General features: G+C 67.8%; 15 protein-coding genes. 5 read left to right on the top strand and 10 right to left on the bottom strand.

The window, feature by feature from the left end:
* Positions 1-14 precede the first annotated feature (14 nt).
* Complete coding sequence (locus ACFM35_RS05445; RefSeq protein ID WP_378839360.1) at positions 15-566, top strand: HdeD family acid-resistance protein; 552 nt, start codon at positions 15-17, stop codon at positions 564-566.
* 69 nt (positions 567-635) lie between these two features.
* Here ACFM35_RS05445 and ACFM35_RS05440 read toward each other — a convergent pair whose 3' ends face one another.
* Positions 636-1,421, bottom strand: coding sequence for an SDR family oxidoreductase (locus tag ACFM35_RS05440; protein ID WP_378839357.1), 786 nt, complete (start codon positions 1,419-1,421; stop codon positions 636-638).
* A 140-nt stretch (positions 1,422-1,561) separates the two neighbouring features.
* On the opposite strand from ACFM35_RS05440, the gene ACFM35_RS05435 reads away from it, so the two are divergent.
* From ACFM35_RS05435 to ACFM35_RS05420, 4 genes are all read left to right on the top strand, one after another.
* Positions 1,562-2,032 (top strand): NfeD family protein, encoded by a 471-nt coding sequence (locus ACFM35_RS05435; protein WP_378839355.1) that lies wholly within the window; start codon positions 1,562-1,564, stop codon positions 2,030-2,032.
* Positions 2,029-3,108 carry an SPFH domain-containing protein gene (locus tag ACFM35_RS05430; protein ID WP_378839352.1) on the top strand — a complete coding sequence of 360 codons (1,080 nt, stop codon included), beginning with the start codon at positions 2,029-2,031 and terminating at the stop codon, positions 3,106-3,108. The genes ACFM35_RS05435 and ACFM35_RS05430 overlap by 4 nt, the downstream gene beginning before the upstream one ends.
* Before the next feature lie 16 nt (positions 3,109-3,124).
* On the top strand, positions 3,125-3,922 hold the full coding sequence (locus ACFM35_RS05425; RefSeq protein WP_378839350.1) for a glycerophosphodiester phosphodiesterase family protein: 798 nt from the start codon (positions 3,125-3,127) through the stop codon (positions 3,920-3,922).
* Positions 3,923-4,014: 92 nt separating this feature from the next.
* Positions 4,015-4,398 carry an RNA polymerase-binding protein RbpA gene (locus ACFM35_RS05420; protein WP_378839347.1) on the top strand — a complete coding sequence of 128 codons (384 nt, stop codon included), beginning with the start codon at positions 4,015-4,017 and terminating at the stop codon, positions 4,396-4,398.
* Positions 4,399-4,410: 12 nt separating this feature from the next.
* Here the strand turns inward: ACFM35_RS05420 and lnt are convergent, their stop codons facing one another.
* The 9 genes from lnt to ACFM35_RS05375 form a co-directional block, all read right to left on the bottom strand.
* Positions 4,411-5,964, bottom strand: coding sequence for an apolipoprotein N-acyltransferase (lnt, locus tag ACFM35_RS05415; RefSeq protein ID WP_378839344.1), 1,554 nt, complete (start codon positions 5,962-5,964; stop codon positions 4,411-4,413).
* Positions 5,965-6,013: 49 nt separating this feature from the next.
* On the bottom strand, positions 6,014-8,524 hold the full coding sequence (locus ACFM35_RS05410) for a DEAD/DEAH box helicase (protein WP_378839342.1): 2,511 nt from the start codon (positions 8,522-8,524) through the stop codon (positions 6,014-6,016).
* The gene (gene tatC, locus ACFM35_RS05405; protein ID WP_378839497.1) at positions 8,521-9,273 is read right to left on the bottom strand and encodes a twin-arginine translocase subunit TatC; all 753 of its coding nucleotides are present in this window, start codon (positions 9,271-9,273) and stop codon (positions 8,521-8,523) included. Before tatC ends, ACFM35_RS05410 begins: the two co-directional genes overlap by 4 nt.
* 64 nt (positions 9,274-9,337) lie before the next feature.
* Positions 9,338-9,616 (bottom strand): twin-arginine translocase TatA/TatE family subunit, encoded by a 279-nt coding sequence (gene tatA / locus ACFM35_RS05400; RefSeq protein ID WP_378839339.1) that lies wholly within the window; start codon positions 9,614-9,616, stop codon positions 9,338-9,340.
* 144 nt (positions 9,617-9,760) lie between these two features.
* Positions 9,761-10,723, bottom strand: a complete 963-nt coding sequence (locus tag ACFM35_RS05395) for a helix-turn-helix transcriptional regulator (protein WP_378839336.1) — start codon at positions 10,721-10,723, stop codon at positions 9,761-9,763.
* Positions 10,720-11,715 (bottom strand): helix-turn-helix transcriptional regulator, encoded by a 996-nt coding sequence (locus ACFM35_RS05390; RefSeq protein WP_378839334.1) that lies wholly within the window; start codon positions 11,713-11,715, stop codon positions 10,720-10,722. The genes ACFM35_RS05395 and ACFM35_RS05390 overlap by 4 nt, the downstream gene beginning before the upstream one ends.
* Positions 11,716-11,763: 48 nt before the next feature.
* Entirely contained in the window at positions 11,764-12,711 is a 948-nt protein-coding gene (locus ACFM35_RS05385) for an FKBP-type peptidyl-prolyl cis-trans isomerase (protein WP_378839331.1), read from the bottom strand.
* Positions 12,712-12,720: 9 nt separating this feature from the next.
* On the bottom strand, positions 12,721-13,782 hold the full coding sequence (locus ACFM35_RS05380) for a tRNA (adenine-N1)-methyltransferase (RefSeq protein WP_378839328.1): 1,062 nt from the start codon (positions 13,780-13,782) through the stop codon (positions 12,721-12,723).
* On the bottom strand, positions 13,779-14,468 hold the full coding sequence (locus ACFM35_RS05375; protein WP_378839324.1) for an HAD family hydrolase: 690 nt from the start codon (positions 14,466-14,468) through the stop codon (positions 13,779-13,781). The genes ACFM35_RS05380 and ACFM35_RS05375 overlap by 4 nt, the downstream gene beginning before the upstream one ends.
* Positions 14,469-14,519 lie beyond the last annotated feature (51 nt).

Below are 14,519 nucleotides of genomic sequence, written 5' to 3'. Positions count from 1 at the left end.
GAAAGGACACTCGCATGTCCACAGCATCAGCCGAGAAGTCGGCAGTCAACGGCATCCGCACCGCACTCGGCGTCGGAGGCGTCATCGCCCTGATCGCCGGGCTCATCATCATCTTCCAGCCGGCCGCCGCGGCGCAGTTCGTCACGATCATCATCGCGATCTATGCCATCGTCGGCGGGTTGATCTACGCCGGTCTCGGGGTGTTCGCGAAGTCGATGGGCGGATGGTCGCGCGTCGGCCACATCGTGCTCGGCATCCTCTTCATCATCGCCGGTGTCGTCGCCTTCGCGAACCTCGGTGCCACGACCGCCTGGCTCGCGATCTTCGTCGCGATCCTCGTGGGCATCATGTGGGTGGTCGAGGGCATCGTCTCGTTGACCACGCTCAGCGGCTCGGCGTCGAAGGGCCTGTCGATCTTCTTCGCGATCGTCAGCATCATCGCCGGCCTCTACCTGCTGTTCAACGCCCTGCTGGGTGCGATCGTGCTGTGGTGGCTGCTGGGCATCATGCTCGTGGTGCTCGGCATCATCCAGATCGCCCGCGCCTTCACCTGGAAGGCCGTCTGATCTCCTGACGCGCACGAAGAACGGCCCCCGGATGTGATCCGGGGGCCGTTCTCCTGTTCACGCATCGTCTCACTCGGCGACGAACGACGTCACGTCGCCGACGAGTCGGGTGTGGTCGGCGGGGATCGGGTCGACGGCCGCGAGCGCGACCTCCGCGGCGAACTCGCTCACGTTGTAGAGCTTGCCCGCCGACTCGCGGCGAGACGAGATCGCGCCGGGGTTCGCGCGCTCGAGCAGCGTCGCGGTGATGGTGCCCTCGATCATGTCGCCCGAGACCACGACGAAACCGATCCCGCGCGCCTCGAGCGCGGGGATGAGCTCCCGCAGGGCGTCCTCCCCCGCGCGCTTGGACTTCGCGACGGGCTCGTATTCGGGCATCGTCGGGGTCGTCCGGATGAAGTGGGCCTGGTGGCTCGTCACGAACACTACGCGCGATCCATCACCGAGGAGCGGCAGGGCGGCGTTGAGCACCCGTACCTGGGCGTCGCGATTCAGTTGCAGCGCGTAGTCCTCCGCCATCCCCGATTCCATCCCGCCCGAAGCATTCAGCACGAGGACGTCGAGCGAGCCGAAGGTCGACCCGACCTGCGCGAAGAGCTCCTGCACGGATGCCTCGTCCGTGAGGTCTGCGCCGACCACCAGTGCCTCGACTCCGAGGCCACGCAATTCGGTGGCGAGCTTCTCGGCGCGGGGCGCCTTGTTGCGGTAGTTGATGACGACGTCGGCTCCGGCGTGGGCGAAGAAGCGCACGGTGTCGGCGCCGATTCCGCGCGACGAGCCGGTGACGAGCGCCTTCTTCCCATCGAGGGAATGCGGAGGGAGGGATGGGGACACGGGTACTCCTGACGGTTCCATGGTGACGGCCGGCTCGACGGTCGCGTCGTGACGGCGTCATGACACTACCAAGGGCGGGTTCGGTCGACCGGGATGCGAACGGCCTTCCGGGTCCCCCCGCGCACTGCCGTGCTAGCGTCGAAGGAACGAGGGAGTGCGCCATGGAATTCATCGAGACCATCGAGCAATTCGCGTGGATCGGCTGGCTCGTGCTGATCCTGCTGTTCCTCGTCATCGAGATGCTCACGCTCGATTTCACCTTCCTGATGCTGAGCATCGGCGGCCTCGCGGGGCTGGGAGCCGATCTTCTCGGTGCCCCGATCTGGTTGCAGGTCATCGTGGCCGCCGCCGTCGCGGCCGTCCTGGTCTTCGCGCTGAGACCACCTCTCCTGCGACGTCTGCACCGAGGCGAGGACAAGACACCGAGCAACGTCGATGCGCTGGTCGGCCTGCCGGGCCTGGTCGTGTCGACCGTGACGTCCGTCGGTGGTCAGGTCAAGCTGTCCAACGGAGACATCTGGACGGCACGAACTGCCGACCGCACCGTCCTCGAACCCGGAACGACCATCCTCGTCAGCCGAATCGACGGCGCCACGGCGCTCGTCCTGCCCAAGGAGGAACTGACCGCATGACCCCCGAGGAATTCGTCCCACAGGCGATCGGATGGCTTCTCGCCCTCGCGGTCCTCATCTTCGTCGTCGTGGTGATCGCTCGTGCGATCCGCATCATCCCGCAGGCGTCGGCCGGCGTCGTGGAGCGGCTCGGCAAGTATCACAAGACGCTGACGCCGGGTCTGAACGTGCTGGTCCCGTTCGTCGACCGACTCCGGCCGCTGATCGACATGCGCGAGCAGGTCGTCTCGTTTCCTCCGCAGCCCGTCATCACCGAGGACAACCTCGTCGTCTCGATCGACACCGTCGTCTATTTCCAGGTCACCGATGCGCGCGCTGCGACCTATGAGATCGCGAACTATCTCGGAGCCGTCGAGTTGTTGACCACGACGACGCTTCGCAACGTCGTGGGTGGGCTCAACCTCGAGGAGGCGCTCACGAGCCGGGACAACATCAACGGACAGCTGCGCGTCGTCCTCGACGAGGCGACCGGCAAGTGGGGTATCCGCGTCGGCCGTGTGGAGCTCAAAGCGATCGACCCGCCGCACTCGATCCAGGACTCGATGGAGAAGCAGATGCGCGCCGAGCGCGACCGTCGTGCGGCGATCCTGACGGCCGAGGGCTCCAAGCAGTCCCAGATCCTGGAGGCCGAAGGACGCCGCCAAGCGGAGATCCTCAAGGCCGAGGGCGACAAGCAGGCTGCCGTGCTCCGCGCCCAGGGCGAATCCGAGGCCATTCAGATGGTGTTCGACGCGATCCACGTCGGCGACCCGGACGAGAAGCTCCTGGCCTACCAGTACCTGCAGACCCTCCCGAAGATCGCGGAGAGCCCGTCGAGCAAGCTCTGGATCATCCCGAGCGAGCTGACCGAGGCGCTGAAGGGCATCGGCGACGCGTTCGGCGGCAGGGACACCCCGTCCGCGCCGCGTGCGCCCCGTGGAGCTGCGCCGCGGCAGTACTCGCCGTCCGAGACCGCGCAGGCGGCGAACGAGGCGGCCGCCCAAGCGGCCCGCGAAGCGGCGGAAGTGGCGAAGAGCGCCGAGTCCGTCGCGCTCGCGAGCACCGCACGCGACGCACCCACCGCCGCCGCCGAATAGCGGCGCCGTTCCATCGATGCACCCCTGGTTCGAACGCACGGAGCTGCCGCGTGTTCTGGCTCACCGGGGGCTGGTGACCGCGGATGCCGCGGACCACGGCGTGACCGAGAATTCGTTCGCGGCCGTGGCACAGGCGCACGCGGCAGGCGCGATCTACGTCGAATCGGACTGTCACCGCACGAGCGACGGTCGCATCGTCCTGTTCCACGACGACGACCTGCTGCGCATCACCGGTGACCCCCGGCGGGTCTCGCAGGTGACGGAGCGCGAGCTGGAGCACCTGATGGCGGATCGCGGTGGTTTGATCAGCCTCCCCCAGGCTCTCGAATCCTTCCCGACCCTCCGGTTCAACCTCGATGTGAAGGCGCCCGATGCCGCCGCAGACGTCGGGCGTCTCGTGGCGGAAGATGGAGCACGGGTCCTGCTGACGAGCTTCTCCGATGCGCGGCGGCGGGCGGCCTGCGAGGCGGCGGAGAGCGAGATCGAGCGGCGCGGTGAAGGCATCCGACCGGCCACCTCGGCGGGTGTGAACACCTTGGCCAAGGTCGTCTCGGCGGTCGCGCTGCGTTCCGCCGTTCTGGTGCGTCACGCCGTGGCCGGAATCGATGCGCTGCAGATTCCCGAGCGCCGCGGACGCCTGGCGGTGCTGTCCCCCCGCCTCATCGAGTACGCCCATGAAGCGGGTGTCGAGGTGCATGTCTGGACCGTCAACGACCCCGCCGAGATGCGCCGGCTGCTCCACCTCGGGGTCGACGGTCTCGTCACCGATCGAGCGGATCTCGCGCTCTCCGTGGTGGCGGAGAACCGCCGCTGAGCATCGTCTGTGAATGGCTCCTGAACCGGTGCGCTTCGGATGATCCGCACAGGTGGCGACGTTATACCGGAGAGTAACGAGAGGACCACATAATGGCAGACCGCAGCTTGCGCGGCATCCGACTCGGCGCCCAGAGCCTACAAAGCGAAGACGGCGTCGTGTTCCATGAGCGCGCCCAGCACATCTACTCGTGCACGTCGTGCGGACGTGACACGACCATGACCTTCGCCGCCGATGCAGAGGTACCCCCGGCATGGGAATGCCGCACATGCGGAGCAGAGGCCCTGCTGCGCGTGGGTGAGGGTCACGCGACCGTCGACCACAGCGAAGACAAGGTGGCGCGAACGCACTGGGACATGCTTCTCGAGCGTCGCTCGCTTCCCGAGCTCGAAGAACTTCTGGAAGAGCGTCTGGCGTACGTCCGCTCCCGTCGCGGAGCCGGCGAAGATCCGGCCACTCAGAAGATCAGCGCCTGATCTCCTGACGTCTCAGACGCCGGTCCCTTCGGGGGCCGGCGTCTTCGCGTTGCGCCGGCGCCGACCGAGTACGCCGCACAGCGCAAGAGCAAGCAGGCTCCCCCACCCGATCACGTTCTTGACGGCCTCTCCGATGATCACGGCAGGCGTCGACCCCGACCGCAGGGGGACATCGGTCAGCATGTGTCCGGCGACGTCCGCCGGGAGTGCATCGATCGTGGTGCCATCGGGCGCGATCACCTGACTGGTGCCGACCGTGCTGATGTTCACGACGGACCGGCCGGTCTCGATCGCCCGCATCCGCGCGAACGCGAGTTGCTGCAGGTTCTCGTCGGTACCGCGGAAGTCGGCGTTGTTCGTCTGGAACATGTAGACCTCCGCTCCGTCGTCAGCGCCGTCCCAGATGACATCGTCGTAGATCACGTCGAAGCAGATCGCCAGACCCACTCCGACGCCGTCGAGATCGATGAACGGCGCCGCGGTGCCGGGCGTGTACTCCCGACCGATCAAGCCGATGAGGTCCGGCGCGAGCATCTCCCAGAACCACCGGTCGGGTACGACTTCACCGAACGGCACGGGGTGCCTCTTGTCGTAGGTCTGCACTGCTCCTTCGCCGGGCTCCCACAGGAGCGCGGAGTTGAAGTACCGGCCGTCCCGTGCGGTGACGGCACTCACCAGAAGCGGCGCTCCGAGCTGCTCGGAGAGACCGTCCAGCACGTCGGCCGTGACGTCGTCGTCGGTGGGGTCGGAGTCGACCCCACCCTCGGGCCAGAGGAGCACGTCCATGGACTGGCCGAGCAACGGCTCGGTGGCTTTCAGCTGGGCATTCAGCACCGCATTCTCCGTACGCCGGTCGAAATAGCCGGCGGGACCGTTGCCCTGCACGGAGCCGACGCGCAGGCTGCCCTCGGCAGTCGTGGGGAACTGCGGAACGAGCAGCAGCACGAGCGCCAGAACGGCGACGGGTGCCGCGGTCAGTGGCCGGCGGAAGCGGCCGATCCTCACGTATTCGATGGCTGCGGCGCAGAGCATGACCATCACGAAGGTGAGCCCCGAGATGCCGATCCAGGATGTGAGGTGCGCGAGCGGGCTGCCCGCCTGGGTGATGCCGACGCGTCCCCACGGGAATCCGCCGTACGGCTGTGATCCGACGATCTGCTCGCGAAGCGTCCACAGACCGGCGACGAGCATCGGCAGCACGATCAGACGTGCACCGACCCCGGACAGCACCCGCGGCAGCCATCGGTACGCCCACGCGATGGGGACGGCGCCCAGCGCCGTCAGGAGCGACTCGAGCATCGCCAGAGCGATCCAGGGCACAGGGCCCAGATAGCGGGCCGTGAAGAAGAGGTTGACGAAGAAGAAGGCGGCACCGAAGACGAATCCGACGAGGAACGCCGACCAAGCCCTGCGGCCGATCAGTCCGACCAGGCCGAGAGCCACTCCCGGGAAGGCCATCGGCCACCACGACAGCGCAGGGAACGCCGTGCACAGCACCAGTCCGCCGACGGCAGAGGCGGCCGACGCCGCCCACAGCGGGAGGAGCGGGCGTGGGGCGAGGGGCACGCATCCAGCCTACGTGGGCGCCGTCGCTCCCCCGCCGCCGCCGCGGCGATCACACCGAGCTGTAGGCGACGATGCCGCGTCGGACGGACTCGAGAGCGGTGCGGGCCGTCCGGGCGACCTCGGGCTGAGCGACGAGCGACAGTTGGTCCAGGAGGTCGATCGTCTGCTTGGTCCAGCGCACGAAATCCCCCGCGGCCATGTCCGCGTCGGCCAGGACGCGGTCCAGCAGGACGCCACGAGCCCAGGAGTGCATCGGCTGCGCGAGCCCGGCGGCGATCGGCTCGGTGCCGGGGAGCCGGTGATCGCGTTCCAGATCATCCAGTCGCGACCACAGGTCTTCGGTCTCGCTCAGCGCCCGCCGGAACGCGCCGCGGGGCAGCTGATGCTCTCCGGGGGGTCCCTCGTCCCGTCGGGGCTCGTAGACGAGCGAGCAGGCGAGCGCCGCCAGCGACGGGGCATCGAGGTTGTTCCACAGTCCGAGCCGGAGGGATTCGGCTACGAGCAGATCACGCTCACCATAGATGCGGCGCATCGTGCGCCCCGTCGGGGTGAGAGAGGCGTCCGTGCCGTCGAGCTGTACGTATTCGAGTTCGGCGAGCACCTCGACCACGCGGTCGAAGATGCGCGCGACCGTTCCCGTGCGGGTCTGGATCTGCTGTCTGAGCTTGTCGGTGTCGCGCCTGAGCTTCCAATAGCGCTCCGCCCACCGCGCGTGCTGCTCTCGGTCGGGGCACTGGTGCGAGGGATGCCGTTGCATCCGCCGTCGCAAGCCGCTCAGTTCCCGCTGGCGTTTCTCCCGGGTGGCACGGGACGCCGTGACGTCCTTGCGATTGAGCTTCTCGAGATCGCTCAGGTCACGGCGGATCTCGGAGTACTCCACGAAGTCGCCGCGGTCGCAGGTCATGGACTTCGCGTACCCGGCGAGTGACACCTCCGCTTCGCGCACCTGGCGCGCCAACCCCACGACGGAGCGGTCGGCCTGGAACTGCGCGAAAGACGACTCCAGCACCTCCCGTGCGCGGGGGCGACCGAACTGGTCGATCAGGTTGACCGCCATGTTGTAGGTCGGGCGGAAGCTCGAATTCAATGGATAGGTGCGACGTGACGCGAGAGCGGCGACCTGCTGGGGGTCGAGTCCCTCGGTCCACTGGATGACCGCGTGGCCCTCGACATCGATTCCGCGCCGGCCGGCACGACCGGTGATCTGGGTGTACTCCCCCGACGTGATCGCCACCCGAGCCTCGCCGTTGAATTTCTCGAGCTTCTCGAGGACCACGGTGCGCGCGGGCATGTTGATGCCGAGGGCAAGGGTCTCCGTGGCGAAGACCACCTTCACCAGCTTGCGACGGAACAGCTCCTCGACGACTTCCTTGAACGCGGGCAGCAGCCCGGCGTGGTGCGCGGCGACGCCCCGCTCGAGGTTGTCGAGCCACTCGTAGTATCCGAGCACGCCGAGGTCTTCATCGTTCAGGCTGCGGGTGCGGTCCTCGACCACCGCTCGGATCTCGGCGCGGTCCTCGGCGGTCGTCAGGCGCACGCCAGACCGCCGTACCTGCTGCACCGCGGCGTCGCAGCCCACGCGACTGAAGATGAAGAAGATCGCCGGCAGGAGAGTGGCGCGTTCGAGGAGCCTGACGACGTCGGGGCGGTCGATGCGCTCGATGCGCTGCACGTTCGAGGGACGCACCGGCCGCTGTCCGCCCTTGTGGGGTCGGCGGCCCGACGGCGCGTTCCGTGATCCCCCGTTGCGATCCGTGGCGCTGTTCATGCTCGACGCACGCCTGTTGTTCTCGAACGTCGGCCCCTTGAACGACCGGATGCGCATGAGCTCCTGATTGACCTGTGCAGTCGCGATCCCGGCTCGGTCGTCGAAGAGCGGCAGGAGATCTCCGCGCACGAGGACGTGCTGCTCGAGCGGAACGGGGCGGATCTCGGAGACGATCACCTCGGTGTCGCCGCGCACCGTGTCGAGCCAATCGCCGAACTCCTCTGCGTTGGACACGGTCGCCGAGAGCGAGACGAGCTTGACGCGGGGAGGCAGGTGGATGATCACCTCTTCCCACACGGCGCCGCGGAAGCGGTCGGCGAGGTAGTGCACTTCGTCCATCACGACGAAGCGCAAGCCGCGCAGCGCCGGCGAGTCCGCGTACAGCATGTTGCGCAGCACTTCGGTCGTCATCACGACGATGCGGGCGTTGCCGTTGATGTTCGTGTCGCCGGTGAGCAGGCCGACCTGATCAGCGCCGTACACCTCCTGCAGTTCGCGGAACTTCTGGTTCGACAACGCCTTCATCGGCGTGGTGTAGAAGGCCTTGTCGGGTGGCCCGCCGTCGGTCTGCGCGAGCATCGCAAGATGAATGGCGAACTCGCCCACGATCGTCTTGCCCGCTCCGGTCGGCGCCGCGACCAGCACGCTGCGCCCGTCTTCGAGCGAGTGGCAGCCCGCGATCTGGAAGGGATCGAGGTCGAACGCGAGCGACGCCGCGAATGCCGACGTCAGCGGATGGGACTGCGTCTGACGGGCCCGAGCGAACCTCTCCGCCGGACTCGCCTCGGTCACGGAGTTGCCCCGGGCACCATCAGATCGGGGGCTCGCTTGGCTCGTCTGCGATCGGACAGCACCGCGACGCCCACTGCGGCGAAATACAGGATGAGCATGGGGATGGCCAGCAGGAACATCGAAATGACGTCAGCGGCGGGGGTGGCCAGTGCGGTGAACAGGGTGATGGCGAGGATGGCGAATCGCCAGCCTTTGAGGATGGCGACGCCACTCATGATGCCGGCGAAATTGAGCAGGACGAGGAAGACGGGAAGGACGAAGGCCACCCCGACGACGAGCATGAGCTTCAGGATGAAGTCGTAGTAGTCGTTCGACGTGAAGTAGCTTGCGGCTCCCTCGGGCACGAAGGAGGCCATCAGCTCGATGATGTGGGGCATCACGAGATAACCGGCCGCGACACCCGCGAAGAACAGCGGGATGGCCGCACCGAGGAAGCCGACGGCGTAACGGATCTCCTTGCGCGTGAGTCCGGGAGAGATGAACAACCAGATCTGCGAAAGCCACACCGGAGCGGACAGCAGCAGACCGACGGCGAAGGCGATTCTGACCCGCAGGTCGAAGGCGCCTGTCACCGTGCTGAAGTTGAGCGCTGCATTGCCCGTGCGCTGATTGATCACGTCCACCGGAACGGTGAGCAGGTCGATGATCGGCTCGGAGAGGAAGAACGCCGCCACCATGAAGACGATCAGTGCCGCAGCTGAGATCATCAGCCGCTTGCGCAACTCGACGAGATGGCCGCCGAGCGACATCCTCTTCTCGCCCCGCGCGGCGCCCGTGGCGCGGCGCGACGCTCGAGCCGTCGTCACAGCTTGGTCAGGGCTTGGGTGCGGCGGTGTCGCTCACGATGGGCGTCGCATCAGCGCGCACGGTGGGGAGCGTGGTCTCGGCGACCGGGCTGACCGGCGCGGCGACGGTGTCCGTCTTGCCGGCGACCGTGGCGTCATCGTCCTTCATGGCCTTGATCTCACCCTTGAAAACGCGGGCAGACTGGCCCATGCTCTTGGCGAGCGCGGGCAGCTTGGCCGCGCCGAACAGCAAGAGGATCACGGCGAGGACGATCAGAAAGTGCCACCCTGTAAGTCCTTGGAACATGTCGTTTCCTTCCGAAGCGGTGTCTGAGAAGTCTAACCCGAGGCTCAGGTCAGACGGCGGGTCGCTCGCCGCACGCTGGGCATCCGCAATACATGTTCGTAACGAGGCGGCCATCGGATGGAGTTCCGCGGTCGCACCGTCGCGTCAACTGTACTGCGCCAGACCCGCCTCGGCCCAGGCCACCGCGGCCTGGCGCGCCGACGCCGGCTCGAGGATCTCCACATCCCCGCCTCTGCGGGCCACCAGCCGCCGCAGGGCCGCGTCGTCGGGCAGCCGGACGGTCGCGACCGAGACTCCGTCCGCGGTGGAGATGTCGGCGCGTTCGAGATACTCGCCGAGAAGCGTCGCGACGGACTCCGGGTAGCGGATGCGCACCTGCACATCGTCGTCCCCCGGCTCGAACATCGCGGGCACCTCATCGGCCGCGTGCTCGCTGGGCAGGGAGGTCGGTACGAGATCGCCCACGCGGTCGAGGTGGAAGGTGCGCATGGCCTCACGCAGGTGACACCATCCCTGCAGATACCACTGCCCGTTGGAGATGAGCACTTTGACCGGATCGACGGTTCGCGTCGTGGGCGCGGCATCCGGAGCCTTGTAGGTGAACGACACGGCGACGCCCGCCTTCAGGGCCGATGCGACGGCGTCGCGCACCGCGTCGACGGGTCCCGGTGCGACGATCACGTCGACGGGGGCGCTCGAGGCGCCGCGCGCGAGCTTGGCGAGCAGCTGAGAGAACAGAGCGGTGTCACCGACGCCCGGGAGGGTTCTGGCGAGTTGGAGACCGGCCAGGAGCGCAGCAGCCTCGCGCGAGGTGAGTTTGGGCGATCTTTCGAGACCCACGCTGTTCGTGATGACGATGAGGTCGCGCTGGTCCAGCAGATCCCAATCGATGTCGAAGAGGTCGTTCGACATCTGCCAATAGCCGCGTTCGCCGGGCAGGCCGATCACCGTGAGCTTCTCGACCATTCCGCGCATCTGGTCGATCGTGACATCGAACTCGTCCGCCGCTTCGGCGACCGAGACTTCGCCCTTCGTGAGCAGATACGGGACGAGCTGCAGCATGAGGGCAGCCCGGTCGGTGGCGACGAGCGGCTTCTGAGCGTTCACGACGATCCTCCGTTGCGTTCGAGAGCGCGCTCGAGCCGGGCGATGACCTGCATGCGCAGCTCTTCCGGTTCGACCACGCGCACTTCGGGACCGTAGGAGGCCAATTCGTCGGCGAAGACATGCACGTCCACGTAGGGCACGTGCATCCCCTGGTCGGCCGGTGAGCTTCGGCGGCCGAGTCGCAGCGCGGCTTCGGTGCCGGGGTTGACCTCCAGGAGCGCCCGCTGGCGAGCCGCGAGATCCTGCAGCCCCGCCAGGGCACGCTCCCCCGCCCCTTCCCGGAGGGCCGCATCGAAGCTATGTCGCGTCGCCTGCACCTCGCCGACGATGCGAGACAGCAGGAACGTGCGGTCGGATGCCGCGGCGAGGTCGATCCCGAAGACATGCCATCGCGCCTCGTACTCGACCAGCGCGAGCGGCTGGATCCGTCGGATGCGGGGAGACTGCTCCCCCGGCTTCATGTAGGGGAAGGTCACGACGCGGTGATGCTCGATGGCATGCTGCAGAGGGCCGAACGCCGGCTCGCGGACGCTGATGCGCGGCGCGAAGCCGATGATGGGCTCGTCGACGGCGATACCCAGGGCGCGGATCTTGCGCAGACCGCTTCGAGCATCGGCCGACATGGAACTCTGACTCCACATGCTTCCGGCCAGGGTGAGGAGGGCGATCTCCGCGGGCGCGAACTCGATGTCCACCGGCAGAGCGTATTCCGCGACGGGCACCCGGTATCGTGCTTCCCGGAGATCGTCGGGGTCTGCCCAGTCGCCGATGGTCTCGATCGGCACGCCTAGCCCGCGCAGGCTCTCCTTGTCACGCTCGAACATCTTCTCGAGTGCGTCCTTGGACGCCCCGGCATCCTGCTGCTCGCGATAGCCCGCCACGGAACCGAGGATGGCGTCCTTCGTCAGCCCCTGCTCGGTCGCCATGAGCGCGACCACGAGATTGACCAGCCGTTCCTCAGGCGGGTTCTTCGCGGGAGAGTTGGCGGGCATTCCCTCATCCTACGAGGGGCGTGCCGATGCGCGCGTGCTCCCTGCAGGTCACTGCGTCGCGGGCAGACCCGTCCCGAGCACGTCGACGACGTACACCGTGGCCGAGGCCGACGCACCCGATTCGGTGGCGTCCGCCGGAACGACCACAAGGAGCTGCGAGCCCACCGATGCTCCGGTCACGGCATCGGCGACGCCCGCGGGAAGAGTGCTCAGGTCGGTGGGTGCCGCGGGGCCGTCCCACGTCGTGTCGATGACCGAGCGGTCATCCCACGAGACCGATGTCTGGTGCAGCAGCACCGTGGAGTCGCCCGACACGGTCTCACCGGAGCCCTTGATCAGGGTCTGCACCGTGACCTCGGTGGGAGCGGTCGCCGCGGGGACGATGATCCCCGGTCGACCATCGGGCGCCCGCACCACCGTCGGCAGTCCGAGAGCGTCATTGAACTGAGAATCACCCTCGGCGTGCGGAAGGTAGACGTCGGCGACATCGAACACCGCGACGATGGAGTCGCCCTCTTTCAGGCCGAGTTGGCTCGCCGCAGAGGCGGCGACGTCGGTGTACGGCATGCCCACCACGACCCGCGACCCGGCGGTCGCGCAGTGGAGCGCGTCCGGAAGGGTCGGGAAGAGCTGTTCACCCCAGGCCGAGAGTGCGCTGACACCGGTCGTGCCGTCGTGCGGGGTCTGGATGATCGTCGTCCCGGTCGTTCCATCGAGGATGGTGAAGTCGAGGACGATGACCTGCTCGTCGGACGTGATGGCCGTGCCTGTGCCGCGGGTGACGTCTTCGAACTCGGTGGCACCCACCTTGAACGGGGTGTACACGGAGACGTCGGGGGCGTCACCGCTGCCGTCGGCGATCGTGACGGCGTCGAGCACCGACGAATCACCGGATGCGGGTCGAGGACAGGTCGCCGCGCTGCCGCCGGCGGCACAGCCGACGAGACCGACCGAGGCCATACCGAGGACAGCGATCAGAGCGGGGATCTTGCGCACCGCAACAGTCTAGGCGTTCGTGTCTTCCGCGCCCGACCCGCTCGAGGTCGCGGCGATACGCGCGCCACCCACGGCGCGCTGCGCCTCGCGGACGCGCTTGCGGAGGTTCTTGTCGGTGATGTCGCGGTCCCCGACTGCTCCGGGTGTCCACAGCTCCACGTCCTCGTCGCCGTAGCTGGACTTCGACGCGCGGCGCTTCAGCTCAGGCAGGACGGCCCCGGGCGCCAGCCTTCGCGCCGAGATGAGGAATCCGGTGTGCGCGACCATCCGGTGGTCCGGACGCACCGCGAGTCCCTCGACATGCCAGCCGCGCACCATTGTCTCGGATGCGACCGGCTCCGTGAACAGGCCCGTCCCCCGCAGGAACTCGGCGACACGACTGAGCTGCGTGGCGGTGGCGACGTAGCAGAGCACCACTCCTCCGGGCGCGAGCGCATCGGCGACGACGTCGATGCACTCCCAGGGCGCGAGCATGTCGAGCACGACGCGGTCGACGGATGCCGCTGCCACCGTCTCGGGCAGAGATGTCGTGAGATCGCCGACGACGACGTCCCAGTTCTGCGGGGGTACGCCGAGGAAGGTCTCGACATTCGCCGCGGCCACTTCCGCGAAGTCGGCGCGACGCTCGAAGGAGAAGAGCCGTCCTGCGGGTCCGACGGCTCGGAGCAGCCACAGGGAGAGCGCGCCGGAGCCCACTCCCGCCTCCACGACGACTGCGCCGGGGAAGATGTCCGCGTCGGCGAGGATCTGCGCGGCATCCTTCGGGTAGACGATCGCCGCTCCTCGGGGCATCGACATGACGAAGTCGCGCAGCAGCGGCCGCAGCGCGAGATACTCGTGGTCTCCGCTGTTGCTCACGACCGATCCGTCCGGCAGGCCGATCAGCGCCCGGTGCTTCAGGACACCGTGATGGGTGTGCAGCTCGCCGCCCTCCCGGAGGGTGATCGTGTGCATCCGACCCTTCGGCCCGGTCAGCTGCACGCGGTCGCCGACGCGGAAGGGTCCGCTCGGGCGTGCGGACCCGCCGGAAGGGGAGTCGTCGTCGGTAGGTGCGGGGGATTCGAAGCTCATCGTGGTGCTCTCTGCCGCTGCGCGCGGCGGTGTTCGTGGAACTCTGCGACATCGTCGGCCGTCTTGCCCTCGAGCGTCGGCCACAGCACGTGCGCGCCGACGCCCGCCAAGGAGACCATCAGCGGAACGCCGATGACCGAGCCTCCGGCGGCGATCGCCGAGCGGAGCCCGTTCGGGGAGTCCTCGATGGCGACGGTGTCGACCGGATCGACGCCCAGGGACGCGCACGCCTGGAGGTAGGGGTCGGGATGCGGTTTCGGTCGCGTCACGTCGTCGCCCGCGACGACGAGGTCGAATGCCGGGAAGTCGATCAGGTCGACGACGGTCTGCGCCATCCGTCGCAGCGACATCGTCACGAGGGCCGTCTTGATCCCCCGTTCCCGCAAGTGCACGAGGAGCTCGCGGGCGCCGGGGCGGAAGGGGACGCCGTCGATGCCGAAACGACCCATGACGTCATCAGTCAGACGGTCGATGATGGCCTGCTCGTTCATCCTGACTCCGGCGTCCTGAAGGATCCGCGCGGAGTCCTCGAGGCCGCGGCCGACGAGGGTCAGCGCCTGCTCGTGCGACCAGGTGCCGCCGAAGCTCTCCACGAGCGGTTTCTCGGCGGCCATCCAGTACGGCTCGGTGTCGACGAGTGTTCCGTCCATGTCCCAGAGGACGGCGGCGGGTGCAGGAGAGGTCACTCGCCCCATGCTACCGACGCGCCCACATCGGCCCGTCGCCCGCCGTGAGCG

The organism is Microbacterium songi, assembly GCF_042747925.1.
Classification (GTDB): domain Bacteria; phylum Actinomycetota; class Actinomycetes; order Actinomycetales; family Microbacteriaceae; genus Microbacterium.
Note: the sequence above shows the minus strand (reverse complement) of the source record. Positions and strands in the feature narration are given on the sequence as shown.